General features: G+C 70.2%; 22 protein-coding genes and 1 pseudogene. 11 read left to right on the top strand and 12 right to left on the bottom strand.

Going from position 1 to position 26,935, the window contains the following annotated elements; genetic code table 11:
* The 5 genes and pseudogenes from A6A29_RS42855 to A6A29_RS42835 all read right to left on the bottom strand — a co-directional run.
* Nucleotides 1–273, bottom strand: a pseudogene (locus tag A6A29_RS42855) (peptidase C14); the annotation flags it as partial.
* 47 nt (nt 274–320) lie between these two features.
* Nucleotides 321–1,160: an SDR family NAD(P)-dependent oxidoreductase gene (locus A6A29_RS42850; protein WP_073729555.1), complete on the bottom strand. Its 840-nt coding sequence runs from the start codon at nt 1,158–1,160 to the stop codon at nt 321–323.
* Between the two features lie 258 nt (nt 1,161–1,418).
* Entirely contained in the window at nt 1,419–2,264 is an 846-nt protein-coding gene (locus A6A29_RS42845; RefSeq protein WP_073729553.1) for an amidohydrolase family protein, read from the bottom strand.
* Entirely contained in the window at nt 2,261–3,448 is a 1,188-nt protein-coding gene (locus A6A29_RS42840) for a mandelate racemase/muconate lactonizing enzyme family protein (RefSeq protein WP_073729552.1), read from the bottom strand. The genes A6A29_RS42845 and A6A29_RS42840 overlap by 4 nt, the downstream gene beginning before the upstream one ends.
* Nucleotides 3,448–4,818, bottom strand: a complete 1,371-nt coding sequence (locus A6A29_RS42835; protein WP_073729550.1) for an aspartate aminotransferase family protein — start codon at nt 4,816–4,818, stop codon at nt 3,448–3,450. The genes A6A29_RS42840 and A6A29_RS42835 overlap by 1 nt, the downstream gene beginning before the upstream one ends.
* Before the next feature lie 312 nt (nt 4,819–5,130).
* On the opposite strand from A6A29_RS42835, the gene A6A29_RS42830 reads away from it, so the two are divergent.
* The 10 genes from A6A29_RS42830 to A6A29_RS42785 all read left to right on the top strand — a co-directional run bounded on the left by A6A29_RS42830 (nt 5,131) and on the right by A6A29_RS42785 (nt 16,954).
* Nucleotides 5,131–5,988 carry an IclR family transcriptional regulator gene (locus A6A29_RS42830; RefSeq protein WP_073729549.1) on the top strand — a complete coding sequence of 286 codons (858 nt, stop codon included), beginning with the start codon at nt 5,131–5,133 and terminating at the stop codon, nt 5,986–5,988.
* Between the two features lie 208 nt (nt 5,989–6,196).
* Nucleotides 6,197–8,353, top strand: a complete 2,157-nt coding sequence (locus A6A29_RS42825; protein ID WP_241838860.1) for a peptidase C14 — start codon at nt 6,197–6,199, stop codon at nt 8,351–8,353.
* 35 nt (nt 8,354–8,388) lie between these two features.
* Nucleotides 8,389–9,645, top strand: a complete 1,257-nt coding sequence (locus tag A6A29_RS42820; protein ID WP_073729547.1) for a Gfo/Idh/MocA family protein — start codon at nt 8,389–8,391, stop codon at nt 9,643–9,645.
* A 47-nt stretch (nt 9,646–9,692) separates the two neighbouring features.
* Complete coding sequence (locus A6A29_RS42815) at nt 9,693–10,946, top strand: ABC transporter substrate-binding protein (protein ID WP_073729545.1); 1,254 nt, start codon at nt 9,693–9,695, stop codon at nt 10,944–10,946.
* A 101-nt stretch (nt 10,947–11,047) separates the two neighbouring features.
* Entirely contained in the window at nt 11,048–11,953 is a 906-nt protein-coding gene (locus tag A6A29_RS42810; protein WP_073729543.1) for a carbohydrate ABC transporter permease, read from the top strand.
* Between the two features lie 2 nt (nt 11,954–11,955).
* Complete coding sequence (locus A6A29_RS42805) at nt 11,956–12,909, top strand: carbohydrate ABC transporter permease (RefSeq protein ID WP_073729541.1); 954 nt, start codon at nt 11,956–11,958, stop codon at nt 12,907–12,909.
* 6 nt (nt 12,910–12,915) lie between these two features.
* Complete coding sequence (locus A6A29_RS42800; protein ID WP_073729539.1) at nt 12,916–13,944, top strand: NAD-dependent epimerase/dehydratase family protein; 1,029 nt, start codon at nt 12,916–12,918, stop codon at nt 13,942–13,944.
* Between the two features lie 8 nt (nt 13,945–13,952).
* Entirely contained in the window at nt 13,953–15,044 is a 1,092-nt protein-coding gene (locus A6A29_RS42795) for a dihydrodipicolinate synthase family protein (protein WP_073729538.1), read from the top strand.
* Entirely contained in the window at nt 15,028–16,050 is a 1,023-nt protein-coding gene (locus tag A6A29_RS42790) for a hydroxyacid dehydrogenase (protein ID WP_073729536.1), read from the top strand. Before A6A29_RS42795 ends, A6A29_RS42790 begins: the two co-directional genes overlap by 17 nt.
* Nucleotides 16,051–16,105: 55 nt before the next feature.
* Complete coding sequence (locus tag A6A29_RS42785; RefSeq protein WP_073729534.1) at nt 16,106–16,954, top strand: fumarylacetoacetate hydrolase family protein; 849 nt, start codon at nt 16,106–16,108, stop codon at nt 16,952–16,954.
* A gap of 25 nt (nt 16,955–16,979) precedes the next feature.
* Here the strand turns inward: A6A29_RS42785 and A6A29_RS42780 are convergent, their stop codons facing one another.
* The 5 genes from A6A29_RS42780 to A6A29_RS42760 all read right to left on the bottom strand — a co-directional run bounded on the left by A6A29_RS42780 (nt 16,980) and on the right by A6A29_RS42760 (nt 23,558).
* Entirely contained in the window at nt 16,980–18,671 is a 1,692-nt protein-coding gene (locus tag A6A29_RS42780) for a flavin monoamine oxidase family protein (RefSeq protein ID WP_073729532.1), read from the bottom strand.
* Between the two features lie 45 nt (nt 18,672–18,716).
* Nucleotides 18,717–19,514: a carbon-nitrogen hydrolase family protein gene (locus tag A6A29_RS42775; protein ID WP_073729530.1), complete on the bottom strand. Its 798-nt coding sequence runs from the start codon at nt 19,512–19,514 to the stop codon at nt 18,717–18,719.
* A gap of 352 nt (nt 19,515–19,866) precedes the next feature.
* Nucleotides 19,867–20,325 carry an Lrp/AsnC family transcriptional regulator gene (locus A6A29_RS42770; RefSeq protein WP_073729528.1) on the bottom strand — a complete coding sequence of 153 codons (459 nt, stop codon included), beginning with the start codon at nt 20,323–20,325 and terminating at the stop codon, nt 19,867–19,869.
* A 111-nt stretch (nt 20,326–20,436) separates the two neighbouring features.
* Nucleotides 20,437–21,894, bottom strand: a complete 1,458-nt coding sequence (locus A6A29_RS42765; RefSeq protein WP_073729526.1) for an aldehyde dehydrogenase family protein — start codon at nt 21,892–21,894, stop codon at nt 20,437–20,439.
* A gap of 197 nt (nt 21,895–22,091) precedes the next feature.
* Nucleotides 22,092–23,558 carry a GuaB1 family IMP dehydrogenase-related protein gene (locus A6A29_RS42760; RefSeq protein ID WP_073729524.1) on the bottom strand — a complete coding sequence of 489 codons (1,467 nt, stop codon included), beginning with the start codon at nt 23,556–23,558 and terminating at the stop codon, nt 22,092–22,094.
* A 297-nt stretch (nt 23,559–23,855) separates the two neighbouring features.
* On the opposite strand from A6A29_RS42760, the gene A6A29_RS42755 reads away from it, so the two are divergent.
* A complete protein-coding gene (locus A6A29_RS42755; RefSeq protein WP_073729522.1) occupies nt 23,856–24,917 on the top strand; it encodes a terpene synthase family protein in 1,062 nt (353 codons plus the stop codon).
* 75 nt (nt 24,918–24,992) lie between these two features.
* Here A6A29_RS42755 and A6A29_RS42750 read toward each other — a convergent pair whose 3' ends face one another.
* On the bottom strand, nt 24,993–25,982 hold the full coding sequence (locus A6A29_RS42750) for a sugar-binding transcriptional regulator (RefSeq protein WP_198953588.1): 990 nt from the start codon (nt 25,980–25,982) through the stop codon (nt 24,993–24,995).
* A 139-nt stretch (nt 25,983–26,121) separates the two neighbouring features.
* Nucleotides 26,122–26,805 carry a ribulose-phosphate 3-epimerase gene (gene rpe, locus A6A29_RS42745; protein WP_073729518.1) on the bottom strand — a complete coding sequence of 228 codons (684 nt, stop codon included), beginning with the start codon at nt 26,803–26,805 and terminating at the stop codon, nt 26,122–26,124.
* Nucleotides 26,806–26,935: the final 130 nt, after the last annotated feature.

Below are 26,935 nucleotides of genomic sequence, written 5' to 3'. Positions count from 1 at the left end.
GTGGGTGGCCTTGGAGGTCCTGTTCCAGCGGACGGCCATGGCTCCGCCGTCGGCGGGGGTGTGGTGGCCGGCGACGAGGACCACGGTGCCGTCGGGGAGGGGTTTGGTGTTCAGGGCGCGCAGTGCGGTGACGGTGTCGACGCGGGTGACGTCGGCGGGGTGTCCGGGAGCGGCCTGCGCGGAGCCGGAGGCCACGGCCGAACCGGCCACGACCAGACCGGCGAGACCCGAGGCCCGCAACAGATGACGGCGTGACGATGCTGGGACAGACATGACGGAGGTGCTCCTCGCGTTGTCGTGGAACCGGATGACCGGTGACGTCAGATCGTGTTGCGGTAGGGCGGCATGAACCGCATGCGCGGCATCTGGTCGGCGAGGACTCCCCCGTCGACGACGATCCGCGCCCCGGTGAGGTAGGCGCCCGCGTCCGAGGCCAGGAGCAGCAGCGCGCCCACGCACTCGTCGGGGCGCGCGTAGCGGCCGAGCGGGATGCGCTCGCGGTACGCGGATTCGAAGGCTTCCCGGTCGAAGGGGAACTCGCCGTCGATGGGTGTCTCGACCATGCCGGGTGCCAGGGTGTTGGCCGTGATGCCGTGCGGGGCGAGTTCGACGGCCAGGGTTTCCGTGAGCAGTTGGGCGGCGGCCTTGGAGGCGTTGTAGTGGGCCAGTCCGGCCTCCGCCACCAGGGCGTTCTTCGAGGTGATGGTGATGATGCGGCCCGCGACGCCGTCCGCCGTCATGTGCTCGGCGATGCGTTGGCTGAGGAAGAAGACCGCGTCGACGTTGACCCGCATGATGTGTGACCAGCTCGCGGGGGTGATCTCGTTGAAGCGTTCCAGGGCTGCCGTGCCCGCGTTGTTGACCAGGATGTGCAGCGGTCCGGTCTCGGCCCGTACGGTGTCGGCGAACCCGGCCAGCGCGTCGATATCGGCGAGGTCCTGCCCGTACGTCCAGGTCCGGCGGCCGAGTGCGTCGATCGCCGCCGCGGTCTCGGTGATCCCGTCGGCGCCGGGCAGGTCGACGAGGACCACGTCGGCGCCCGCCTCGGCGAGGCCCACGGCGAAGGACCGGCCCAGGCCGCGGGCGGCCCCGGTGACGAGGGCGGTGCGGCCGGTGAGGTCGAAGCGCTCGGTGCCGCGGGGCGGTACGGCTGCGGTCATGGCGGGTTCCTCCAGGCGGAGCGGTACGGGGAGGTGGGCCGCCGCGCCGGACCAGGGAAGGGGACGCGGCGGCCCTGCTGCCGGCCGGTGCCCGGGGACGGGGGGCGTCCCGGCTCCAGGCCGACAGGTCGAGGGGAACGGCGGGCCGTGGGGTGCGGCCCGGTCGTTCGGGAACGGCGGGCCGTCGGATACGGCCCGGCCGTTCGGGGGAACCGGCGGGCCGCGGGGCGCGGTCCGCCGGTCCGGGGAACGGTGCGGTCAGCCGTTCAGGCCCAGCAGGTCAAGCGACGGCCGGTGGATGATCTCCTCCACCTTGTCCGCGTCGAGGGGCGGCAGCCCGGGGATACCGGGAATGCGGGCGATCTCCCGCAGCCCCTTCACCGAGTCGTCGACCGTCGTGAACGGGTAGTCGCTGCCGAACATCACCTTGTCGAAGACCCCGTAGTCCTGGACCAGCCGCAGGCTGTGCCAGAGCTGGAAGGGCCGGTAGTGCAGGGCGCTGATGTCCGCGTACACGTGCGGGTGCTTGCGGATCACCGCGATGCACTCGCCCTCGAAGGGGTGGCCGAGGTGGGCGAGGACCATGCGCAGTTCCGGATGGCGGATGGCGACCGCGTCCAGGTGGCGGGGCATCGCCCATTCCAGCGGGGCGTTCGACACGAAGGTGGTGCCGGTGTGGACGAGGAGCGGCAGCCCGTGCCGTTCGGCGTAGGCGTACAGCTCGTCGTACTCCTCGGCGGCCGGGTCGAAGCCCGCGTACATCGGCATCAGTTTGATGCCGCGCAGACCGAGTTCCTGGTGGCCGTAGCGGAGTTCGTCCTGCCAGCCGGGCTGGGTGGGGTCGAGGGAGAGGTAGCCGATCAGCCGGTCGGGGTGCTTCGCGGCGTACGACGCCACGGCGGCGTCGTCGACCCAGAGTCCGCTGCGGCGGGCCTTGCCGCCGACGACGACGGTGCGGGTGGACGGGGGCGCGGTGGCGGCGTAGTCCTCCCACTTCACCGTCAGGTCGACCTCGCCCTCGTGGGCGCGGGCGGAGTCGGAGCTGAAGGGTTCGGTGAAGTCGTGGCTGTGCCGGAAGAGGTGCGAGTGGACGTCGACGATCATGTCCGGTTCCGCTTCTCCCAGCCGTCCGCGAACATGTTCCAGAAGCGGTGGCTGGGCGGGTGCTCCTCGAAGACCTCGTCGACGAGTTCGACTCCGAGTCCGGGGGCGGTCGGCAGGCCGATGTGACCGTCCGCCATCGGCAGGGTGCCCTTCAGGGCGTCGAACACGAAGGGCTCCAGGAGCCCGTCGAAGGTTTCGAGGATCTTGAAGTTGGGGATTCCGAGCGCCGCGTGCACGGAGACGGTGGTGCAGAGCGGCGAGTTGGAGTTGTGCGGTGCGACGAGCATGCCGTGGGTATCGGCGATCGCGGCCAGTTTCCTTACCTCGGTGAAGCCGCCGGCCATCGACAGGTCGGGCTGGATGATGTCGACCGCGTGGGTGGCGAAGAGCTGCTTGTACTCGTAGCGGTTGTGGAAGTGCTCACCGCCGGAGATCGGGAAGGCGGCGCGCTGACGCAGTTCCGCGTACCGCTCGATGTGGGTCCAGGGCATCGGCTCCTCGAACCAGCCGATGTCGAAGGGCTCCAGCTCGCGCACCAGCCGTGCCGCGGTCGGCATGGCGAAGCGGGCGTGACCCTCGATGAAGAGGTCGATGTCCGGGCCGATGGCTTCGCGGACGGCGGCCACCAGGTCGAGGGAGCGGCGCAGTTCGGCACGCTCCAGCTCGTGCAGTCCGGGTCCGAACGGGTCGAACTTGAGCGCGGTGAAGCCCTTGGCCACGGTCTCCTTCGCCTTGGCCGCGAAGGTCTCGGGCTCCCGCTCGCCGGTGTACCAGCCGTTGGCGTAGACGCGTACGGTGTCGCGGCAGGCGCCGCCGGTCAGGCGGTACGCGGGCACGCCGAGCGCCTTGCCCATCAGGTCGTACATGGCCTGGTCGAGGCCGGACAGGGCGACGCCGCCCATGTCGCCGCCGCGCAGGAAGTCGCCCTGGTAGACGCGGAGCCAGAGCTCCTCGATGTCGAAGGGGTCGGCGCCGATGAGGTGGCGCCGGGCGAGCGCCTCGGTGAGGGCGCAGACCTCACCTACCCGGTAGGGGTGGGTGATCTCGCCGATGCCGCTGAGGCCCTCGTCGGTGTGGACCCGGACGTAGCCGAAGTCCCGCCAGGAGGTGCCGAGCATCAGGGTCTCGACGCGGGTGATGCGTCCGGCGGGGCCGGCCGGACGGGTGCGGTTGACGGTCAGCATCAGAGGGTCGCTCCGCCCATGGTGGAGGTGTTCTCCAGGTCGCGGGCGCCGCCTTCGGCGAGGACCGCCGTGACGGCCGCCTCGGTGCCCTCGATCAGGCGGTCGACATCGGCGTCGGTGTGCGCGTAGCTGATGTGACTGCGCTTGAGGTTGAGCGGCAGCTCGAACAGGCCGTGGTCCAGGAGCTTGCGGCGGTAGCCGACGAAGAGCGAGGCGTCGTTGTTCAGGAGGTCGGCGTAGGTACGGGGGGCCTCGCCCGGCATGAAGTAGCTGACGAAGACGGAGCCGTATCCGGTGACGACCGCCGGGACACCGAGGCGTCCGTACAGGGCGGTCAGTTCGGTACGGACGCGGTCGCCGAGCCGGAAGACGTGGTCGTGGACCGGCTCCTCGCGGAGTTTGCGCAGGGTGGCCAGCGCGGCGGCGACGACGGACGGGTGTCCGTTGTACGTACCGGCGAAGAACGCGGGGGCGCCGGGGCGGGTGGAGAAGAGGTCCATCAGGTCGGCGCGTCCGCCGATCGCGCCGACGGGGGCGCCGTTGGCGATGGCCTTGCCGAGGGTGGTGAGGTCGGGGGTGACGCCGGAGATCTGCTGCCAGCCGCCGATGCTGTGCCGGAAGCCGGTGATGACCTCGTCGAAGATCAGGATGCTGCCGGCCCTGGTGGTCTCCTCGCGCAGCGTGGTGAGGAACTCCTGGTAGGGCAGGAGGGCGCCGACGTTGTGCGGGACGGGTTCGACGATGACGGCGGCGATGTCGGAGCCGTGCTCGGCGAAGGTGCGGCGGACGGCCTCGCTGTCGTTGAACGGCAGGACGAGGGTGGCTTCGAGGACCTCGGGCAGGATGCCGGTGGAGATCGGGTCGTGGCCGCCGACCTTGTCCGGGGCGGAGATGACGTTGAGGCTGACCGAGTCGTGCCAGCCGTGGTAGCAGCCCTGGAACTTGACCACGAGGCGGCGGCCGGTGGCGGCGCGGGAGACGCGCAGCGCGTGGAACGTGGCCTCGCTGCCGGTGCTGGTGAGCAGGACCTTCTCGATCGAGGGGATCAGCTCGGTGAGCTGTTCGGCGAGGAGGACCTCGCCCTCGGTGACGCCGACGCCCATGTGGCCGAGCGTGGCGCCCGCTTCGGCGGTGGCCCGGGCCACGTCGGGGTCGTTGTGGCCGAGCAGCGGCGGGCCGAACGCCGAGTGGAAGTCGGTGTACTCGCGTCCGTCGGCGGTACGGAACCGCGCGCCGTCGGTGCCGGTGACCACCAGGTCGGTCAGTCCGGGAACGCTGCGCTGACCGCTGTTCACGCCGCCGGGTACGACCTGGCGGGCGCGCTCGGCGAGTCGGGCTCCGGATTCGTTGCCCACCGGGCCTGAACTCATGGTGCTTGCTCCTTGCGTCGAGAGTCGTCGGTTTTCGCGGACCCTGCCCGGCCCGTGAGTCCCTGGCGCCATCCGCCCGGCAGTCGCCGCAGGAAGAGGGTGATCCGTGGTGCTCGTGGTGCTGCGTCTCAGTTTTTCAAAACGCTGTTCTGTAGAGCAGAACAGTGCCTGGATATTACGTCCGCCTCCGAGGGGGGTCAACCCCCTTCCGGACAACAAAACGCCGATTACTGGCCTTTCCTGGGCCCTCACGGGACCTTCACGGTCACGGAAGGTCCGCTCCGACCTCGGCAGGCACTACGCTGTTCTGCTATGACGAACAGTGCTGCCCAAGAAGAACCGAAGTACTGGGTCAAGAGCGTGGCCAGGGCAGCGGACATCCTCGAAGCGCTCGCCGCCCCCTCGCAGGGGAACGGCCTGAGCGTCACCGAGGTCGGCCAGGTCTGCTCCATCTCCAAGAGCGCGGCCTTCGGCATGCTCCAGACCCTGCGCGCCTACGGCCTCGTCTCGGACGACGGCGAGGGAATGAACCGGCGCTACCGGCTCGGCATGAGCCTGGCCAGGCTCGGCGACCGGGCCCGCTCCCAGGTGTCCCTGCGCGGTGTCGCCCACCCGGTCCTGCGCGACCTCACCGGCCTCACCGGCATGGCCTCGCGGCTCGCCGTGCCCGAGGACGGGCATGCCGTGGTGGTGGACCAGGTCGAGCTCGACCAGCGGGTCCGACTGGACCTGCGGATGGGCCAGCGCGAGCTGCCGCACTGCACGGGCCTGGGCAAGGCCCTGCTGTCCGCCGTGCCGCAGAGCGAGGCCGCCGCGGTCATCGACCGGTTCGGACTGCCCCGCCGCACGGCACGGACCATCACCGATCCGGCCACGTTCCTGTCCCACCTGCGCGACATCGCCCGGGTCGGCTACGCCCTGGACGACGAGGAGGACGCCGAGGGCATCATCTGCATCGGCGCGCCGGTCTTCGACGACCGTTCGGTGTGCGCGGGCGCGGTCAGCATCACCGGACTGAAGCTCGGCCTGCCGGCCTGGCGCTACCAGGAACTGGGAGGTCAGGTACGCGACGCGGCGCGGCGGATCAGCCGGTCGCTGGGCTGGATCGACGACGCGGCGCAGGACACCTCCGACGCGGCCCGGGAAGATTCCGACGCGATCAGGTCTTGACCGATCGGCATCACCGGCCGTAGGTTCCCTGCCAACCCCGGTGACACCCACAGGTCACCGGCGATTTACCCCTTCCGGCCCGCTTCCGACACCTGCCCATCGTGTCGTGGACATCCGACGGCCGGACCCTTTTGAGCCATCCGCCCCATGGCAGTCCCCCGCAGGAACGCTCCCTCGTTTTCGGCACTTCTCGGAAGGCGAAGTCCGCATGAGCGTTCCCACCAGTCCCACTCCCGCGCAGTCCAGCCGCCGTCATCTGTTGCGGGCCTCGGGTCTCGCCGGTCTGGTCGTGGCCGGTTCGGCCGTGGCCTCCGGCTCCGCGCAGGCCGCTCCCGGACACCCCGCCGACGTCACCCGCGTCGACACCGTCACCGCACTGCGCGCCCTCAACACCAAACCCCTCCCCGACGGCACCGTGGTCCTCGTCGCCGGCCACCACACCCCCGCCGACGGCGGAGCCATGGCCGTCCGCTGGAACAGGACCTCCAAGGCCACCCACAACGGCGGCACCGTCATCACCCCCACCAAGAACCCCACCACCGGACGCTGGCACCAGCTCCACACCGGCACCGTCGACTTCCGCACCTTCGGACACCTCGACGCCAAAACCCCCGCCGACACCGCACTCGACGCGATGGTCAACGACCCCACCATCCACCGCATCGAAGCCCACACCGACCTCCTGTTCACCCGACGCCACCTCTTCACCCGCTCCCACATCGAACTCGACTTCGGCGGCCACCGCATCCACACCGAAGGCATCGAGAAAAACACCCACGACAACCCCTTCGGCGCCGTCCTCTCCTTCCGCGGCACCACCACCGACACCACGCACACCCACAAGCTGGGCGCGCCGATGCCGGACCTGTCCGACCTCTTCGAGGTCGGCGACTCGGGGAAGTTCGCGGTCGGCCAGTGGTGGGCCGTGGAGAGCGACGCGCTGGCGGGGAAGTACGAGAAGGAGATCCAGCGGCTCGTCCAGGTCACCGGGATCGTCGACGCGACGCACATCCGGGTCAATTACCAGATCGGCTGGGACCTGGCCGCGGGGCGCACCCTGAGCTGGACCCGTATCGAGCCCGTCGACCGCGCCCACGTCCGCAACATGGTCTTCGAGGGCTGGGGCGAGGACGAGATGACCGGCTCGCATCCGGTCGCGTACGAGTACGCGGTGCGCTGCGACGTCTCCGGGATCGAGGCCATCGGCACCTTCTGGCCGGTGGTGATGCGCCGCTGGTGCACGTACTACCGCACCGAGCAGTGCTCGCTGACCAACCCCAAGTCCGTCACCTACGGCGGGGCGGGCTATCTCACCCAGCAGATCTACTGTCTGTACGGGCACGTGGAGGACTGTCACACCTCCAACGCCCGTCACCTCAACGACTTCACGGCCTCCGCGTACTGCTACGTGACCAACTGCCACGGCGACGGTGACGACGAGGGCCCGTTCGTGACGCACGGTCAGTTCGAGCACGATCTCGTCTACACCGGCAACTCCGGGCTGATGACGTTCGCCAACTCCGGTGCCGCGTGGGGCGGCAGGGCCAAGCGGATCACGGTCCGCAGGCACTCCTGTTCCTGGTTCGTGGCCCGGGTCAAGATCACTGATCTGACCCTGGAGGACGTGCTCGTCGTCGGCAAGAAGTCGCTCGCCGGCTCCGGAATGCTCTGGGTCAACGCGGACGGTGTACAGCTGCGCGGCTGCACCGCCACCGGACCGCTGATCGTCTCCCGCGCCTCGGACCTCTCCACCCGCCCCAATGTGATCGCCGACTCCTCGTTCGCCTTCGCCGCGGGTGCCGAGATCACCCAGGCCAATGTCTCCGCCCCGGTCACGATCGCGCGGACCGTGCTCAAGGGCGTCGACGGCGCGGTGTTCAACGGCACCGGGCCCCTCGTGCTCGACCAGTGCACGCTGTCCGGCTCGAAGGACACCGCACCCGTCTCGCTCGCGCACACGGACATCACGGTGCTCGGCGGCGAACTCCGCGACACGGGACTGAAGCTGACCTCGGCGAAGGACCAGCGGCTGCGGGTCGACGGCACCCGGATCAACGGCACCAACAAGGACGGCGCACTCCTCTCCCGTACCGGAGCCGGCCGCGCCGTCGACTGGCAGCTGACCGGGCTCGACTCCACCGCCCCCGGGGGCACCGCCCATCTGCGCCTCGCCGAGGGCCCCAACCGCTACCGGGCCACCGGGTCCACCTTCACCGGTGGCGGGCTCGACCTGCGGCCCGCGGCCTTCGCCGGTTCCGGCAGCCATCTGCTGCACACCGGCTGCGTCGAGAACGGCACCGAGCGCACCGCGCTGCCCGACGAGGGCGACCGCGTCGCCCACACCGCGGCCAATCTGCGCTTCTGAGCGCCCCGACCACTGAGTCCGAGGAGGTAATCCCCGTGTCCACGCATACCCCGATCACCGGCCGGCCCGTACGGGTCGCCCTCGTCGGCGCCGGTAACCGCGGTCTGACGTACGCCGAGTGGATCAAGGCCCACCCGGAGCGCGCCGAACTCGTCGCCGTCGCCGACCCGCGTCCGGCCGCGCGGGCCGCCGCGGGCGCCCCCGTCGCATTCGACGACTGGCGGCCGCTCGTCGAGAACCGCATCGCCGACGCCGTCATCGTCGCCACCCAGGACCGCTTCCATGTGGAGCCCGTACTGGCCCTGGCCGAGGCCGGATACGCGATCCTCGCCGAGAAGCCGCTCGCCCCGACCGAGGACGAGACCCGGCGGATCGTCGAGGGCGTGGAGCGGGCCGGAGTCCTCTTCGCCGTCTGCCACGTCATGCGGTACACGCCCTACACCGACCTGGTGAAGGGCGTGGTGGACTCCGGCGTCCTCGGCCAGCTGGTCTCCCTCGATCATCTGGAGCCGGTCGGCTGGTGGCACTACGCGCACAGCTATGTGCGTGGCCCGTGGCGCAGCGAGAAGGACTCGTCCCCGATGTTGCTCGCCAAGTCCTGCCACGACCTGGACTGGATCACCTATGTCATGGGCGGCCGGATCGAGCAGGTCACCGGGTTCGGCGGGCTGAAGCACTTCCGGCCGGAGAACGCCCCGGCCGGGTCCGCCGACCGCTGTCTGGACTGCGCGGTGGAGTCCGACTGCCCGTACAGCGCGCTGAAGCTGTACATGCCCACGCTGCGCGAGAAGGGCGCGGTCTGGCCGGTCACCCATGTCACCGAGGCGACGGACGAGGCCGGGCTGGTACAGGCGTTGCGGGAGGGCCCGTACGGCGTCTGCGCATACCGCAGCGACAACGACGTGGTCGACCACCAGGTCATCGCCATGCAGCTGACGGACGGGGTGACCGCGACCTTCCAGATGGTGGCGTTCACCGAGCAGACCCACCGGCAGACCCGGATCTTCGGCTCGCACGGCTGGCTGCGCGGTGACGGTGAGCGGGTCACCGTGCAGGACTTCCGGACGGGCGCCACGACCGTCCATGAACTGGGCGAGTCCGGTTCGAACGCGGCCGACGGGCACGGCGGCGGGGACGCCGCGCTGGTCGAGGCGTTCGTCACCGCTGTCGCCACCGGGGATGCCGGGGCCGTCCGCTCCGGCCCCGCCACTTCGCTCGGCAGCCATCTGGCGGCCTTCGCCGCCGAACGCGCCCGCCACACCGGCACCGTCCAGCAGGTGCCCCTCGCATGACACCCCCTTGTCCCGGCACCACCCTCACGTCCTCGGAGGACTCCCTCATGTCCCGTGTACTGAAGCGCCGTTCCAGAGTCCGTGCCCTCGCCGCCCCGGTCCTCGCCACCGCGCTGGCCACCGGTGTGCTGGCCGGCTGCTCCAGCGACAGCGACGGCAACACCGTCACCATGTGGACCTACCCCGTCATCTTCGACGAGGCCAAGAACAAGGCCTACTGGGACGGTCTCGTCAAGGCGTTCGAGAAGGAGCACTCCGGCGTCACCGTGAAGGTGGAGACCTTCCCGTGGGCCAACCGCGACACCGCGCTGGCCACCGCGATCGCCTCCGGCAAGGGCCCGGACGCCGTCTACCTCATCCCGGACCAGCTGCCCAAGTACGCCAAGAACATCGTCCCGGCCGACGACTACATGCCGGCCGACGCCAAGGCGGACTACACCGACTTCGCGCTCAAGTCCGTGGAGTACGACGGCAAGAAGCTCGGTACCCCGGTCCTGACCAGCGCCAACCCGCTGATCTGCGACAAGCGGGTGTTCTCCGCCATCGGGGAGACCTCCTACCCCACGAGCTGGGCGGAGCTGGAGGCACTGGCCCCGAAGCTGAAGGACAAGGGCTTCTACGCCACCAGCTACAGCGGTGACACCCAGCAGACACTGAACATGACCTTCTACCCGCTGCTGTGGCAGGCGGGCGGCGACGTCTTCTCCGAGGACGGCAAGAAAATCGCGTTCAACGACGCCGCCGGGGTCAAGGCACTGACGTACCTGAAGAAGCTGGTCGAGGGCGGCTACACCGACAGGGACCTGGTCACCACGACGCCGAAGCTGGAGCAGACCCCGGTCGCCAAGGGCAAGGTCGCCTGTACCTGGCAGAACACCCCGGCCGATGTCGAGCCCTTCTGGGGCAAGGAGAACATCGTCGTCCAGCCGCCGCTGAAGGAGACCGAGTCCATCGGATACGGCACCGTGGGCGCCCTGTCGATGCTGAAGGGCGCCGACAAGAAGAACACCGGCGACTGGCTGAACTTCGTCGCCGAGTCGAAGAACGCGGCCGGCCTCCAGACGGGCGCGGGCTACTTCCCCGCCCGTAGGTCCGGCGGCGACCTCTACCCCGGCGACGCCCTGCAGAAGGCCGTCGGCGACACGCTGCCGAGCATGACCGTGGGCCCGCTGGAGGACAAGTCCCGCGAGGTCATGGGGGTGCTGGCGCCCGAGATCCAGGCGGCGCTGCTGGGCAAGAAGAGCCCGCAGCAGGCACTCGACGACTCGGCGAAGGCCGCCCAGGCGATGCTCGGCCGCTAGCCCGTTCCCACGGGGTCCGGGCCGGACCCGGACCCCGTCCCTCCCGGCATCGCGCCGGGACCGTACACCCCGCAATTTCCCCGTACCGCAAGGAGATCCCCGTGGCAGTCGTCGCGGAACCCACCCGCCGGGGCCGTCGCAGCGGGCCGCAGGCGCGCCGCGAGGCCCGGATCGGCCTGCTCTTCGTCCTTCCGTGTTTTCTGCTCTTCCTCGCCTTCCGGTTCGGCCCCGGCGTCGCCGGTGTGCTGATGAGCTTCACGGACTACTCGCTCACCGGTGGCGGCAGCTTCATAGGGCTCGACAACTTCACCCGCCTCTGGGACGACCCGCTGTTCTGGCAGGCGCTGAAGGTCACCGTCCTCTACACCGTGCTGGCCGTGCCCGGCACACTGATCGCGTCCGTCTCGCTGGCGCTGATCACCCGCCGGGCCTTCCGGGGCGCGAAGTTCTTCCGTTCGGTGTTCTTCCTGCCGGTCGTCACCTCGCTGGTGCTGGCCGCCACCGTGTTCGTCTGGATCTTCTCGACCGGCGGCCCGTGGTCCACCCTGATGGGCTGGTTCGGGATGTCCGAGGGCTCCTGGCTCTCCGACGACGTCCTGGTGCTGCCCGCGCTCGCGATCGTCGGCGTCTGGTCCCGCTTCGGGTACGGGATGCTCATCCTGCTCGCCCGGATGCAGGACATCCCGCGTGAGCTGGAGGAGGCCGCCCTCACGGACGGCGCCGGGCCCTGGCAGCGGTTCCGCTACATCGTGCTGCCGCAGCTCAAGCCCGCCCTGTTCTTCCTCGCGGTGATCGAGACGACGGCCTCCTTCCAGGTGTTCGACGCCGTCTACACGATGACCGGCGGCGGCCCCGCCAACGCGAGTTACACGCTCGTCTTCCAGCTCTACGACGCGGGCTTCAAGTACTTCGACCTCGGTTACGCCGCCGCCATCGGCGTCGCGCTCTTCGTGCTGACCGTGGTGGTGGCCGTGATCCAGCGGCTCGTGATCGGGAAGGACCAGTGACCATGACCGCAAGCCCTGTGGACACCGAGAAGGCACCGCCCGCGCCCCAGGCGTCGCCCGCGGGCGGCGACCGGGCCGGCCGCCGCGCCGAGCGCAGGCTGCGCAAGCAGTCCGAGCAGGACACCGTCCCGCACGGCATGCGCGCCACCCCGGCCGGACGGATCGCCCGCGGCGCGCTGCTGACCGTGGCCGCGATCGTGACGATCTTCCCGTTCTACGCGATGGTCGTGCTCTCGCTGAAGCCGTCCGCGGCGGTCGAGTTCCCCGGCAGTCTGCTGCCGTGGCCGCTGACCGGCGAGGCGTACGACACCGTCATGAACGCCCAGGCCGTGCCGCGCTGGCTGCTCAACACCCTGATCTATTCGGTCGTCTCGGTCGTGGGTGTGCTGCTGCTGGCCTCACTGGCCGGGTACGCGTTCGCCAAGAAGCGCTTCCCCGGCCGGGAGGCGATGTTCTGGTCGTTCCTGTCGATGGTCATGGTCCCGTACCACGTCACGATGATCCCGACCTTCGCGATGATCGCGAAGATGGGCGGCGTCGACACCTACTGGGGCCTGATCGTGCCGACCCTGGCCAACGCCCAGGCGGTCTTCCTGATGCGGCAGTTCATCCAGGGGCTGCCCGACGAGCTGTTCGAGGCCGCCCGGCTCGACGGGTGCAGCGAGTGGCAGATCTTCTACCGGATCGTGCTGCCGCTGCTGAAGCCGATCCTCGCCACGCTGGGTGTCTTCGTCTTCCTGTGGCACTGGAACGACTTCCTGTGGCCGCTGGTCATCGGCCAGTCCACCGATATGCGCACCCTCACCGTCGGTATCGCCTCGCTCCAGCAGCAGAACGTGCCGCTGAACGTGGTGCTTTCCGGCTCCGTCATCGCGTTCGTGCCCATCTTCGCCGCGTACCTGGTGGGCCAGCGCTACTTCACCGAGGGCGTCTCCGCGTCCGGAATCAAGGGATAGCCACGCATGTTCACCGATGAGGCCGCGCTCGAAGAGCGGCTCGCCACCCCCTCCTCCGCACTGATCGCCGACCTCGCCGGGCTGGAGGGCGATCTGCTGGTGCTCGGCGCCGGCGGCAAGATGGGGCCGAGCCTGTGCCGGCTGGCCCGCCGGGCGCTGGACGCCGCGGGCCGGACGGACGTCACCGTGTACGCGGTGTCCCGCTGGTCGGACAAGGCGGCCGCCGAGGAACTGGAGGCCGCGGGCGTCTCCACCGTCGCCTTCGACCTGATGGACCCGGCCGCCGATCTCGGCGAGCTGCCCGAGGCCGGGAACATCGTCTTCATGGTCGGCGCCAAGTTCGGTTCGGCCGGGGCGCCCTCGCACGCCTGGGCCGTGAACGCCGCGATGCCGGACCGGGTGGCGCACCGCTGGCCCGGGGCCCGGATCGCCGCGTTCTCCACCGGCAATGTGTACCCCCTGGTCCCGGTCTCCTCCGGCGGCTGCACGGAGAGCGACCCGGTGGGTCCGGTGGGCGAGTACGCGATGTCCTGCCTCGGCCGGGAGCGCATCTTCGACCACGCCGCGCTGACCCGTGGCACGAAGGTCGCCAACATCCGCCTCAACTACGCGGTCGACCTGCGCTACGGCGTGCTCGCCGACATCGCCTCACGCGTATCGGCGGGCGAGCCGGTGGATGTGACGACCGGTCACGCCAACGTGGTGTGGCAGGGTTACGCGAACGAGGTCGCCCTGCGCGCCCTGCCGCACGCCACCGACGGTACGGCGTTCACCCTCAACCTCACCGGCCCGGAGACCGCTTCGGTCCGTCGCCTGGCCCAGTGGTTCGGCGAGGAGTTCGACCGGGAGCCGGTGTTCGCGGGCGCCGAGGCACCGACCGCGCTGCTCTCCGACGCGAGCCGCTGCCACGCACTGTTCGGCTACCCGGACGTGACGCTGCGCACCCTCGTCGCCTGGCAGGCCGACTGGCTGCGCCGCGGGCTGCCGCTCTCCGGCAAGCCCACCAAGTTCCAGGTCCGTGACGGAAGGTTCTGATCCACCCCATGTCCACTCCTTCTCCTGTGTCCGCGCCGTCCCCGGTGTCCGCGTCCTCCCCCACCTCCACGCCCGCGCTGGACGCGCTCGCCCACGGCGCGGTGATCCCCGCCCACCCGCTCGCGCTGCACACGGACGGTACGTTCGACGAGCGCCGCCAGCGGGCGCTGACCCGCTACTACCTCGCCTCCGGAGCGGGTGGCGTGGCCGTCGCCGTACACACCACCCAGTTCGAGATCCGGGAGCCCGGCGTCGGGCTGTTGCGCCCGGTGCTCGAACTGGCCGCCGAGACCATCGACGCGGAGGCCGGCCGCCCCTTCATCAAGGTCGCCGGAGCCTGTGGCTACACCGCGCAGGCCGTCGCCGAGGCCGAGACCGCCGCCGCCCTCGGCTACGACGCGGTGCTGCTCAGCCCCGCGGTGCCGGGCGCCGACGAGAAGGGCCTGCTGGAGCGGGCCCGTGCCGTCGGCGAGGTGCTGCCGGTGATCGGCTTCTACCTCCAGGAGGCCGTCGGCGGACGCTATCTGTCGCCGGGTTTCTGGTCGGCGTTCACCGATCTGCCGTCCACCGCCGCGGTGAAGATAGCCCCGTTCGACCGCTATCGCACCGCCGACGTCGTACGGGCCGTGGCCGCCGCGGACCGTGCGGACGAGGTCGCGCTGTACACCGGCAACGACGACGACATCATCGGTGACCTCCTCACCCCGTACGAGACGGCGAACGGCACACGGCGCTGGTTCGCGGGCGGGCTCCTGGGCCAGTGGGCCGTCTGGACGAGTTCCGCCGCGACGCTCCTGGACGACGTGCGGGCGGCGCGCGCCGGGGACCACGCGGCGATGGTGCGCTGCCTGGCCCGGCGCACCGAGCTGACCGATGCCAACAGCGCGGTCTTCGATGTGCGCGGCGCGTTCCGCGGCTGCATCGCCGGGGTGCACGAAGTCCTGCACCGTCAGGGCCTGTTGGCCAACATCCGCTGCCTGGATCCGACCGAGACGCTGTCGCCGGGGCAGGCCGAGGAGATCACCCGGGTGGCCCAGGCATACCCTTGGCTGACCGATGACGCCTTCGTTGCGGAGCACCTCGATGCCTGGCTCTCCTGATCCTGCCGACCGCTCCCGGGTGGTCGTCTCCGTACCTCCGCACCTGCGGGCCCAGTTCTTCACCGCCGAGGTCTGGCGGGCCCTGGAGGAGGCGGCCGATCTCACCGTGCTGGACGAGCACCGGGACCGGGCCGCCCTGCTCGCGGCCATGCCCGGGGCCCGCGCGCTCGTGACATCGTGGCGCAGCCCGCGGGCGGACACCGAACTCCTCGATGTCGCGGACCGGTTGGAGCTCGTCGCGCACACCGGGTCGGCGGTCGCCCCGTACGTCACCGAGGAGGTGTTCCGGCGCGGTGTCCGGGTCACCCAGGCCGGGGACGAGATGGGGCGGCCGGTGGCGGAGGTGGCCCTCGCCTTCACCCTCTCCCTGCTCCACCGCATCCAGCGCTTCGACCACGCCCTGCGGGGCGGCGCCGAGTGGGCGGCAGCGAGCGAGGCGCCGCCGCGTCACGAGATCCACGGCAGCGAGATCGGGGTCATCGGCGCCTCCCGCACCGGGCGGGCGTACATCGCGATGGTGCGGGCGATGGGGGCGCGGGTGAGCGTGAGCGACCCGTTCCTCACCCCGGCGGACGCGGCGGACCTCGGTGTGGAGTCCGTGGACCTTCCCACGCTGCTGTCCCGCAGCCGGATCGTCGCGGTGCACGCCCCCGTGACGGAGGAGACGCACCGGATGATCGGCGCCGGGCAACTGGCGCTGATGCCGGACGGCGCGGGCCTGGTGAACACCGCGAGGTCCTGGCTGGTCGACGAGGACGCGCTCCTCGCGGAGCTGGCCTCGGGCCGGCTGGACGCGGCGATCGACGTCTTCGACGCGGAGCCGCTGCCCACCGATCACCCCTTCCGGTCCCTGCCCAATGTGCTGCTCACCCCGCACCAGGCGGCGGGCAGCGTCGAGTGCCGGCAGCGGCTGGGCGCGAGCGCCGTCGACGAGGTGCTGCGGCTGCTGGACGGCCGTCCCCCGCTGCACGCCGTCACGGCCGAAGCCCTGGTGCGGCTGCGCTGAGGCTCCGGCCACGCAGCCACCCCATCCCCCTTCACTTCCAGGAGAGTTCACCCCCATGCGTCTCATGCGCGTCGGCGAGCCGGGTTTTGAACGCCCGGTGCTCGTCTGCCCCGAAGGCCGCCACTACGACCTGTCGGGCATCACCGGCGACATCGACGGCGATTTCCTCGCCGCGCTCGCCGAGAACCCCCGTCTGATCCCGGACGAGCCGAAGCTTCCGGAGACCGACATCACCGGGCAGCGGATCGGGGCGCCCGTCGCGCGCCCCTCGGCCCTGCTCTGCATCGGCCAGAACTACGCGGCCCACGCGGCGGAGTCGGGTGCGCTGCCGCCCGAGCAGCCGATCCTCTTCTACAAGTCGCCGAACACGGTCGTCGGCCCGTACGACGACGTCCTGATCCCGCGCGGCTCGAAGAAGACCGACTGGGAGGTGGAGCTGGCCGTCGTCATCGGCCGCCGCGCCTCCTACCTCGACTCCCCCGCCGACGCCGCCGCGCACATCGCGGGGTACGCCGTCAGCAACGACGTGTCCGAGCGCGCGTTCCAGCTGGAGGAGTCGGGCGGCCAGTGGTCCAAGGGCAAGAGCTGCGCGACGTTCAACCCGCTCGGCCCGGTCCTGGTGACGGCCGACGAGGTGGGTGACCCGCAGCGGCTGCGGCTGCGCAGTCACGTCAACGGGGAGCCGCGACAGGACTCCGGCACCGAGGACATGATCTTCAGCGTGGCGCATCTGGTGCACCATCTGTCGCAGTACCTGGTGCTGGAGCCCGGCGACATCATCAACACCGGTACACCGCAGGGTGTGGCGCTGTCCGGCCGCTTCCCGTATCTGGCCGCCGGCGATGTGATGGAGGTCGAGATCTCGGGCCTCGGCCGACAGCGCAGCGTCCTGCGGTCCGCCTGAGCGCTGTCCCGCCCTTGAGCGGCGGTCAGTCCTCCGGAAGCTCGACCGGGGCGATGTCGTCGAAGACGTCGCCGGGGCCGGGGTTCGTCGCGTCCGTGGCACCGCCGAACTGGGTCATCACACCCCACACGGCGTTGAGCGCGGTCTGTACGGCGCCCTCGGCCCATCCGGCCGTCCAGGAGATGTCGTCGCCCGCGAGGAACAGCCCCCGCTTGTCGGCGGGCAGCCGGTCCTGCATGAAGTGGGTGAACAGGCGCCGCTGATAGCGGTAGTGGCCGGGCAGGTTCGCCTTGAACGCCCCCATGAAGTAGGGCTCGTTCTCCCAGGAGACCGTCACCGGGTTGCCGATGACATGACTGCGGATGTCGACGTTCGGGTAGATCTCGCCCAGCGACTTGAGCATGACGTCCATGCGCTCGTTCGCGGAGAGCGGCAGCCACTTCAGGCTGTCGTCGCACCAGGTGTAGGACAGACAGATCACGGCGGGCTCGTCGGGGCCGTTGTCCAGGAGGTACGTGCCCCGGGTCATCCGGTCGGTGAGCGTCATCGACATGGTGTCGCGGCCGGTGGTCTCGTCCTTGTCCAGCCAGAACGGCCGGTCGACCGGGACGAACAGCTTGGACGACTCCATGTAATGGGTGCGCTCCATCGCCGTCCAGTGGTCGATGGGGAAGAGCGCGTCGTCGCAGTCGATCTTGGAGAGCAGCAGCCAGGACTGCGCGGTGAAGACGGCCGCCCGGAAGGTGCGGATGTCCCCGGTGGCGTCGGTGACCGTGATGCGGTTCTTGGCGGTGCGGTTGAGCCGGGTCACGGCGGGGCGGGGCTCGCCGCCGTGCAGCGAGGCCAGTGACGTACCGAGCGGCCAGTGCACGATCTTCCGCGGTTCGCGTTCCCACAGACGCAGCGGCAGCTGCTGGCTGCCGCCGGTGATCCCCCGGTGGTGGTCGTCGGCCTCGGTGTACACGACCCGCAGGATCTCCAGGATCGAGTTGGGGAAGTCGGTGTCCCAGCCCCCGGTGCCGAACCCGACCTGCCCGAAGATCTCCCGGTGCCGGAAGGACTTGAAGGCGTCGGAGTCGCAGAGGAATCCGTAGAAGGTCTGGTTGTCGAGCTTCTCGACGAGCTTCGCCCAGATCTCCCGGATGCGCGGCACATCGCGCTCGCGCATGGCCCGGTTCATGTCGGAGAAGTCGGCGCCCTCCTCCAGGCAGGAGTTCCAGGCGTTCATGACCTCGCGGTAGACCTGCGGCAGATCGGCGATGGTCTCGGCGTAGTGCGACTCGCCCTTCAGGTCCACGACGGTCGACGGCGTGGCCGGGGAGAGCGGGTTGGGGAAGGGCCGGGTCTCCAGTCCCACGAGGTCGATGTAGTGCTGGAGCGCCGTGGACGACGGCGGGAAGCGCATGGCGCCCATCTCGGCGGTCAGCGCGGGGTCGCAGCCGTCGAACCCGACGGTGCGCAGCCTGCCGCCGATCTCGTCGGCCTCGTACAGGACGGGCCGCAGGCCCATCTTCATCAGCTCGTACGCGGTGATGATGCCGGAGAGCCCGCCGCCGATGACGGCGACCTCGGCCCCGTGCTCGGTCGCGGGAATCTGGCCGAGGCCCGCCGGGTGGGCGAGGAAGTCGTCGTACGCGTAGGGGAAGTCCGGCCCGAACATGGTGATCGGCGGGGCCGCGTCGGTGTGCTGGACGGCGTTGGGCACCGTGGACGTCATGGGGTACGGACTCCTTGCGGGTACGGAAAGAAGAAGGGGACGGGCTCAGGCGAGGGAGCCGTACAGACCGGGGCGGCGGTCGTGCAGATACGGGTTGGCGGCGCGCGAGGCACTCAGGAACGCGGGGTCCACATCGGAGACGACCAGTTCCTCGCCGCGTCCGGCGCGGGCCCGCACGGTACCGTCGGGCCCGGCCAGGCAGCTCAGCCCGACGAACTCGAACTCGCCTTCCGGGCCGGTCCGGTTGACGTACGCCACATACATCTGGCTCTCGAAGGCCCGTACCGGCACGACGGACTCGGCGACGAACTGGAACGGGTGCATCTGGGCGGTGGGCACCAGCAGCAGGTCGGTTCCGGCGAGGGCGTGCGCCCGGACGTTCTCCGGGAACTCGACGTCGTAGCAGATGAGCAGGCCGATGCGGACTCCGTCCAGTTCGGCCTGGACGACGGGTCGCTCGCCGGGGGTGAACCACTCCTGCTCGAAGCCGCCGAAGAGATGGGTCTTGCGGTAGTTCGCCAGCGGGGTCCCGTCGGGGCCGATGAGCTGGGCCGCGTTGAAGATCGGTTCACCGGCGCGCTCCGGGTAGCCGTACAGGACGGCGAGTCCGTGCCGTCGGGCGATGTCCGCGACGGCCTGTGCGCCGGGGCCGTCGGCGGGCTCGGCCAGCCGGGGAACGGCGTCACCGATGGCGTATCCGGTGAGGAACATCTCCGGGCCGACCAGCAGCCGCGCCCCGGCCGCGGCGGCGCGCCCGGCGGCCTCGTCGAGCACCTTCAGGTTCTCGTCCACGGCACCGGGCCGGCCGGAGCTCTGGAGCAGGGCGGTACGCAACGGCGGCATGGCTGACCTCGGGCGGGGTGGGGCGGGGTGGGGAGACGTATCGAAGGTACGGGGCGGCGATCACCCCGGACAAGGCGCGACCGTTGCGCATCCACCGTCGATTCGTTGCGCGTGACGGGCGCCTCGCGGTGATTTATTGCGCGCGGCATCGTCGCAGGTCAGAAGGGTGACATGGGTCTCGGCGCAGAGGGCGGGGACGGCGGTCCGTATCGGTCCGGCGGTTGCGGACGCAGCGCCCCCGCGACGCCCCGGCGACCCAAAGCCCTGAGCCCGGACGGACGCCCGGACCCCGGACGGGCGGCAGGGGCGGCAGGGGCGGCAGAAGCATCGGGACGGCCCGGCCCGAGGGGCGTCAGGCGGGCGGCGGCCCCGCCGAGTAGCGCCGCAGCAGGGGCGACAGCACCAGCACCGACTTCGTCCGCTCCACGTACGGCTCGCCGGCGATCCGCTCCAGCACCTGCTCGAAGTGGCGCATGTCCGCGGCGAAGACCTGTACGAGCGCGTCGGCGTCCCCCGTCACCGTGGAGGCGGCGGCGATCTCCGGATACCGGGCGAGTCCCTGCTTGATCGCCTCCGGCGACGTGTTGCGGCTGCAGTAGATCTCGATGAACCCCTCGGTCTCCCACCCCAGCGCCGCCGGGTCCACCCGCACGGTGAATCCGGTGATCGCTCCCTCGGCGCGCAGCCGGTCCACGCGGCGTTTCACCGCGGGAGCGGAGAGCCCGATGATCGCGCCGATGTCGGCGTAGCTGCGCCGGGCGTCTTCGGCGAGGGCGTGGACGATGCGTTCGTCGAGGTCGTTCAGGCGCACGTCGGGCGGTTCACTTCTCTGCGATGGGACTGCGGCGGGGGCGGCGGTGCCGCCCCCGCAGTAGACCATGCGGCGCCCGTCCCGGGCGCGCCCGGCGCAGCGGGTGACCGGTCAGAACGGGAACTGCGAGCGGCCGTGCTGTACCGAGATCCACTTCTGGGTGGTGAACGCCTCGATCATCGAATCGCCGTTCAGCCGTCCGAGACCGGAGCTCTTCTCGCCGCCGAACGGAACGATGGGCTCGTCGTGGACGGTGCCGTCGTTGATGTGGATCATGCCGGTGTGGATGCGCTGCCCGACCCGCACCCCGCGCTCGATGTTGCCGGTGTGCACGGCGCCGCTCAGCCCGTACGGGGTGTCGTTGGCGATCCGGACCGCCTCGTCCTCACCGTCGAAGGGCACCAGCAGGGCCACCGGCCCGAAGATCTCCTGGTGCAGGACGGGCGAGTCGGCGGCGAGGCCGGTCAGCACCGACGGGCTGACCACGTTGCCGTCGGCCCGGCCGTGCAGCAGGGCCGTCGCACCGGCCGCGACGGTCTGGTCGACGAGCTTGGAGATGGCCTCGGCCTGCGAGGAGTTGATCAGCGGGCCGATCTGGGTCGCGGGGTCGGCCGGGTCGCCGACCGTCAGCGACGCGACCTTGGCGACGAACTTCTCGGTGAACTCCCGCTCCACCGCACGGTCGACCAGGATCCGGTTGGCCGCCATGCAGACCTGTCCCTGGTGCACGTAACGGCTGAAGACCGCCGCGTCGACGGCGTAGTCCACATCGGCGTCGTCGAGCACGATCAGCGCGCTGTTGCCGCCCAGTTCGAGGACGGCCCGCTTGAGGCTGGCCGCGCACACGGTGGCGACGTGCCGTCCGACCTTGTCCGACCCGGTGAACGAGATGACCTGCGGCACGGGGTGCTCCAGCAGGGTGTCGCCGATCTCCGCGATATCGGTGATCACGACGTTCAGGAGTCCGGCGGGCAGCCCCGCGTCCTCGAACACCTTGGCCAGCAGGGTGCCGCCGCAGACCGGGGTGTTCTGGTGCGGCTTGAGGACGACGGCGTTGCCGAGCGCCAGCGCGGGAGCGACCGACTTGAGCGAGAGCAGGAAGGGGAAGTTGAAGGGGCTGATGACACCCACGACGCCGACCGGCACCCGGTAGACCCGGTTCTCCTTGCCCTCGGTCGGCGAGGGGAGGATCTGCCCGGACGGCCGCAGCGCGAGCTGAATGGACTCGCGCAGGAACTCCTTGGCCAGATGCAGTTCGAAGGCCGCCTTCAGCCGGGTGCCGCCGAGCTCCGCGACGATCGCCTCGCTGATCTCCGGCTCGCGCTCCTCGACGATCCGCAGCGCCTTCTCCAGCACGGCCCGTCTGGCGTACGGGTTGGTGTCCGCCCACGCCCGCTGGGCCCGCTCCGCCGCGCGGTATGCCTGGTCCACCTCATCGGCCGTGGCGACGGCGATGGAGGCGAGCTTCTCCCCGTTGTACGGGTTGAAGTCGATGATGTCCCAGGACCCCTTCCCCGGCCTCCACTCACCGTCGATGAACTGATGGGCCAGATCGGTGAAGAAGGACATGAGATCCCTTACCACAGAGAGATAGGCAGTTGATTGTGCTTCATATTACTTATATCTCAACAGACTTGAAGCGCATCAAAGGCTCTCCGGACGGCCGGAAACGAACACTCTTCGACCATCGCGCGAACCCCGGAACGCGGCTGCCCCTCCCGGCATGAATCACCGGGAGGGGCAGGCGGGTTGCGGATCGGGCGGGATCAACTCCAGCTGGCGTGCAGCGGCTTGCCCTCGGCGTAACCGGCGGCGCTCTGCACCCCGACGACCGCCTTCTCGGCGAACTCCTCCAGAGAGGCGGCACCGGCGTACGTGCAGGAGGAGCGGACGCCCGCGATGATCGAGTCGATCAGGTCCTCGACGCCCGGACGGGTCGGGTCCAGGAACATCCGCGAGGTGGAGATGCCCTCCTCGAAGAGCGCCTTGCGGGCGCGGTCGTACGAGGACTCCTCCGACGTACGGTTCTTCACGGCGCGCGCCGAGGCCATCCCGAAGGACTCCTTGTAGTAGCGGCCGTCGGCGGACTGCTGGAGATCGCCGGGCGACTCGTACGTACCCGCGAACCAGGAGCCGATCATCACGTTGGACGCGCCGGCGGCGAGGGCCATGGCGACATCGCGGGGGTGCCGGACGCCACCGTCGGCCCAGACGTGCTTGCCGTACTTCTTCGCCTCGGCGGCGCACTCCAGGACGGCGGAGAACTGCGGGCGGCCCACGCCGGTCATCATCCGGGTGGTGCACATGGCGCCGGGGCCGACACCGACCTTGATGATGTCCGCGCCGGCCTCGATGAGGTCGCGCACCCCCTCGGCGGCGACGATGTTGCCCGCGACGATCGGCACCTTCGGGTCGAGCGCCCGGACGGCCCTGACCGCGCTGATCATGGATTCCTGGTGACCGTGCGCGGTGTCCACCACGAGCGTGTCCACGCCCGCGTCCAGGAGCTGCTTGGCCTTGCCCGCGACGTCGCCGTTGATACCGACGGCCGCGGCGATGCGCAGCTTGCCCGCGGCGTCGGTGGCCGGGGTGTAGAGGGTGGCGCGCAGTGCGGCCTTGCGGGTGAGGATGCCGACGAGTCTGCCGCCCGCGTCGACCGCGGGGGCGAGCTTGCGGTTGGCTCCGTCGAGCTTGTTGAACGCCTCGCGCGGGTCGATGTCCGCGTCGAGCAGCACCAGGTCCTTGGACATGACCTCGGACAGCTGGGTGAAGCGGTCGACACCGGTCAGGTCGTGGTCGGTGACGACACCGACGGGCCGCTGCTCCGCGTCGACGACGACACCGGCGCCGTGGGCGCGCTTGGGCAGCAGCGACAGGGCGTCGGCGACGGTCTGGCCGGGGGCCAGCACGATCGGGGTGTCGAGGACGAGGTGGCGCGTCTTGACCCAGGTGACGACGTCGGTGACGACCTCGATCGGGATGTCCTGGGGGATGACGACGAGGCCGCCGCGACGGGCCATGGTCTCCGCCATCCGGCGGCCTGCGATCGCGGTCATGTTCGCGACGACGAGCGGGATGGTGGTGCCGGTGCCGTCGGGTGAGGTGAGGTCCACGGCCTGCCGGGATCCGACCGCCGAGCGGCCCGGGACCATGAAGACATCGTCGTACGTGAGGTCGTAAGGGACCGAGGGGGACTCTGTGTAACGACCGGTGCCCGGCTCAAGAAAACGCATAACACTCATTTTTTCATACGAAACGGTGCAGGTCGTTTCCACGAAGACACAGCAAAAGACCCCCGCTTTCGTGTGTTCCTCCAAGGAGGCGGTCGGGGGGCCGGGCAAGTGGAACCTGCCTTACCCACAGACCCTACCCGAAGGGAAATCGAACCATTCGTGATCACCATCCCTGGACCCGTGACAAGGGGTCAGGTAGCTTCAAATCCGCAGGTCTCGGGGGTCAGCGCAGCGTCGTGCAGGCGCTGTCGAAGAACCCGACACGCCCGTTTGACCGGAGAGGATCCAGATCCGCCTGTGGACAGCGAACTGCCGGACATCTACTGCCCGTTCCCGCAGCGGACCAACCCGCATGTCGGTCACACCCGGGACCATATTGACGCCTGGACCCGCCGTACCGGACTGGTGCACCGCGAGTCGGCGAGAAACCGCTTCGAACAGGCCGATTTCGGTGCGTTCGTCGGCATGGTCTACCCGACGGCCGACAGGGAACACCTCGATCTGGTGGCCGACTGGTTCGTCTGGCTGTTCCTCGTCGACGACCAGCTCGACGACGGCCACCTCGGCCGCAGCCCCGAACGCGTACGCGACGTGGTCGACCGGATGCGCGCCGTGGTGGACGGGACCGCCCCCGCCCCGCTGCCCGGCGAGGAGGTCCCGGCGGCCGTGACCGCCCTGGCCGACCTCTGGGAACGTACGACTCCGAGTGCCGCGGCGCACTGGCGCACCCGCTTCGCCTGGCATCTGGTCATGTACCTCACGACGGCCACCACCTGGGAGGCCGGGAACAGGGCCGACGACGTGGTGCCGTCCGAGGAGACGTACATCGCCAACCGGCGGCACACCGGGGCCATCCAGGTCTGCATGGACCTGATAGAGATCGTGGCCGGAATCGAGGCACCGGAGTCGATCCACAACGATCCCCGGTTCATCACCGCCCTGGAAGCCTCGTGCAATGTCGTGTGCTGGGCCAATGACGTGTACTCCTTCGAGAAGGAGCAGGTGCTCGGCGAGATCCACAACCTCGTCCATCTGGTGCGCCACCACCGGGGCCTCGGGGAACAGCAGGCGCTGGACCACGTCGCGGCGAGGATAGCGACGGAGACCGAGCGGTTCCTGACCGCGGAGGACGAGCTGCTGGAGCTCTATCCCGAGCTCTCCGGGATGCTCGTGCCCTACCTCGACGGCATGCGAAGCTGGATGCGCGGCAATCTGGACTGGTCCCGGCAGACCCCGCGCTACAACCCGGCCGACGTCAGCCAGTACGAGAGGCCCGAGCAGTATCTGGAGGAGACGGTGCTGGGCATCGCCGGGGACCACGCGGTGCCGTGCGCGGCGGACGGGCACCGCACCGTCTGAGACCGGCACGACGGAGGCCGGGCGCTCGCACAGCGCCCGGCCTCCGTCATGTCCGTCCGTCCCCGAGTGCTCGGGTCACTCGCCGTCCGGGTCGGCCCGCTCCAGTGCCGGGCGCGATCCGGCCGGCGACTCGGTGAGCAGATAGTCGGCCGCCGCCGTGTCCGTCACCAGGCTGGTGACCAGGCCGGAGCGCAGTACGGCACCGATCGCCGCCGCCTTGCGCTGGCCGCCCGCGATGGCCACCACCTCGGGGATCCGGCGCAGCCGGTCCGCCTCCACGGTGATGCAGCGCTCGCCCAGGTCACGGCCGACCCGGCGGCCCTCGGAGTCGAAGAGGTGCGCGGACATCTCAGCGGCGACCCCGAGCGAGGCGTAGTGGGACCGCTCCTCGTCCGAGAGCATGTCGTGGACCGTGGAGATGCCCGGTTCCCAGGAACCGATCGAGACCGCGGCGACCGTCACCTTGTCGAAGTACTCGAAGGCGCGGGCGATACCCGTCTGATGGCGCAGCGCGGCCGCCGTCGCCGGGTCCGGCAGCAGCATCGGCGCGTAGATCGGGTGCGCCTCACCGCCGGACACCTGGGCGGCCCGGCGGACCGCCTCGACCGAACCGCGCTCGGCCGTCCCCGCGTCGTACACCCCGGTGAGCTGCACGACCGTGCACGGCGGGAGCTGGTCGAGCGCCGCCGCCATGTGGATGGTGGACCGGCCCCAGGCCAGGCCCAGCACATCGCCCTCGTTCACCAGCTCACCCAGGAGATCGGCCGCGACCTCGCCCAGGTTCTCCGGGTCGGCCGCGTCCTCCTTCTCCTCCGCCGGGGACTCGACGACCACCGCGTGCCGCAGTCCGTAGCGCGCACGGAGCGCGTCCGAGCGCTCGGCGTCCAGCTCGGCCGGTACCCGGATCTCGATCCGTACGAGATCACGCTCAAGAGCCGTCTCCAGGACCCGGGCCACCTTGAAGCGGCTGACGCCGAACTCCTCGGCGATCTGGATCTTCGACTTTCCCTCAAGGTAGAACCGGCGGGCCATGGCCGCCGCCTGCACCAGCTCCGCGGGTCCCATCCGCATGGCTGACCGACCCGCCGAGATGCCAGACACCGCGATCTCCTCACTGCTGTTCACACGCCCGATACGCCGCTCATCCTGTCAGATCCGGCGATCCTTGATCGGCCCCGTCGGGCCACGTTCATCTGCGCTTGGTTCAGTGGCCGCACGCCCAGGGCGCCGCGGTCGTGGCCGCGTCCGCCTGCGCGCGCAGCGCCGTCACCGCGGCGGCCGGGTCGGCCGCCCCGTACACCGCCGAGCCGGCGACGAAGACATCCGCCCCGGCCTCGGCGCACCGCTCGATGGTGGCCGCCGACACTCCGCCGTCCACCTGGAGCCACAGTTCGAGGCCGTGCTTGGAGATCAGCTCACGGGTGCGGCGGATCTTCGGCAGCATGATGTCCAGGAACGCCTGGCCGCCGAAGCCCGGCTCGACCGTCATGATCAGCAGCATGTCGAGCTCGGGGAGCAGGTCCTCGTAGGGCTCGATGGGCGTCGCGGGCTTGAGCGCCATCGAGGCGCGCGCCCCCTTCGCACGGATCTCCCGGGCCAGCCGTACCGGCGCCGCCGCCGCCTCCGCGTGGAAGGTGACGGAACCGGCGCCCGCCTCGACGTACCGCGGAGCCCAGCGGTCCGCGTCCTCGATCATGAGATGGCAGTCCAGCGGCGTGTCCGTGGCCTTGCTCAGCGCCTCGACGATCGGCACCCCGAGCGTCAGATTGGGCACGAAGTGGTTGTCCATCACGTCGACATGGAGCCAGTCGGCGCCTTCGACGGCCTTCGCCTCCTCGGCGAGACGCGCGAAATCGGCGGACAGGATGCTGGGGTTGATCTGGGCCATGCACCCAAGCCTGCCACGTTCCCGGCCGGTTCCCCGCCTCGATGCGCCCCAAAGCCTCACGCGATCATCACAGTCCACGCAATCCCGGCATTTTGCCTGCGCTTTACTGTTCTTTTACCGGCTTCGTAGG

This window comes from Streptomyces sp. TSRI0281 (genome assembly GCF_001905125.1).
Lineage (GTDB): Bacteria > Actinomycetota > Actinomycetes > Streptomycetales > Streptomycetaceae > Streptomyces.
The sequence above is the reverse complement of the archived record's forward strand: the minus strand, read 5'-3'. Positions and strand labels throughout refer to the sequence as shown.

Bases quoted from the DNA above. Each gene is read 5' to 3' on its own strand.
- A6A29_RS42850 (WP_073729555.1), bottom strand. From the start codon at position 1,160: ATGACCGCAGCCGTACCGCCCCGCGGCACCGAGCGCTTCGACCTCACC.
- A6A29_RS42845 (WP_073729553.1), bottom strand. From the start codon at position 2,264: ATGATCGTCGACGTCCACTCGCACCTCTTCCGGCACAGCCACGACTTC.
- A6A29_RS42840 (WP_073729552.1), bottom strand. From the start codon at position 3,448: ATGCTGACCGTCAACCGCACCCGTCCGGCCGGCCCCGCCGGACGCATC.
- A6A29_RS42835 (WP_073729550.1), bottom strand. From the start codon at position 4,818: ATGAGTTCAGGCCCGGTGGGCAACGAATCCGGAGCCCGACTCGCCGAG.
- A6A29_RS42830 (WP_073729549.1), top strand. From the start codon at position 5,131: ATGACGAACAGTGCTGCCCAAGAAGAACCGAAGTACTGGGTCAAGAGC.
- A6A29_RS42825 (WP_241838860.1), top strand. From the start codon at position 6,197: ATGAGCGTTCCCACCAGTCCCACTCCCGCGCAGTCCAGCCGCCGTCAT.
- A6A29_RS42815 (WP_073729545.1), top strand. From the start codon at position 9,693: ATGTCCCGTGTACTGAAGCGCCGTTCCAGAGTCCGTGCCCTCGCCGCC.
- A6A29_RS42805 (WP_073729541.1), top strand. From the start codon at position 11,956: ATGACCGCAAGCCCTGTGGACACCGAGAAGGCACCGCCCGCGCCCCAG.
- A6A29_RS42800 (WP_073729539.1), top strand. From the start codon at position 12,916: ATGTTCACCGATGAGGCCGCGCTCGAAGAGCGGCTCGCCACCCCCTCC.
- A6A29_RS42795 (WP_073729538.1), top strand. From the start codon at position 13,953: ATGTCCACTCCTTCTCCTGTGTCCGCGCCGTCCCCGGTGTCCGCGTCC.
- A6A29_RS42790 (WP_073729536.1), top strand. From the start codon at position 15,028: ATGCCTGGCTCTCCTGATCCTGCCGACCGCTCCCGGGTGGTCGTCTCC.
- A6A29_RS42785 (WP_073729534.1), top strand. From the start codon at position 16,106: ATGCGTCTCATGCGCGTCGGCGAGCCGGGTTTTGAACGCCCGGTGCTC.
- A6A29_RS42780 (WP_073729532.1), bottom strand. From the start codon at position 18,671: ATGACGTCCACGGTGCCCAACGCCGTCCAGCACACCGACGCGGCCCCG.
- A6A29_RS42775 (WP_073729530.1), bottom strand. From the start codon at position 19,514: ATGCCGCCGTTGCGTACCGCCCTGCTCCAGAGCTCCGGCCGGCCCGGT.
- A6A29_RS42765 (WP_073729526.1), bottom strand. From the start codon at position 21,894: ATGTCCTTCTTCACCGATCTGGCCCATCAGTTCATCGACGGTGAGTGG.
- A6A29_RS42760 (WP_073729524.1), bottom strand. From the start codon at position 23,558: ATGCGTTTTCTTGAGCCGGGCACCGGTCGTTACACAGAGTCCCCCTCG.
- A6A29_RS42750 (WP_198953588.1), bottom strand. From the start codon at position 25,982: ATGGGACCCGCGGAGCTGGTGCAGGCGGCGGCCATGGCCCGCCGGTTC.
- rpe (WP_073729518.1), bottom strand. From the start codon at position 26,805: ATGGCCCAGATCAACCCCAGCATCCTGTCCGCCGATTTCGCGCGTCTC.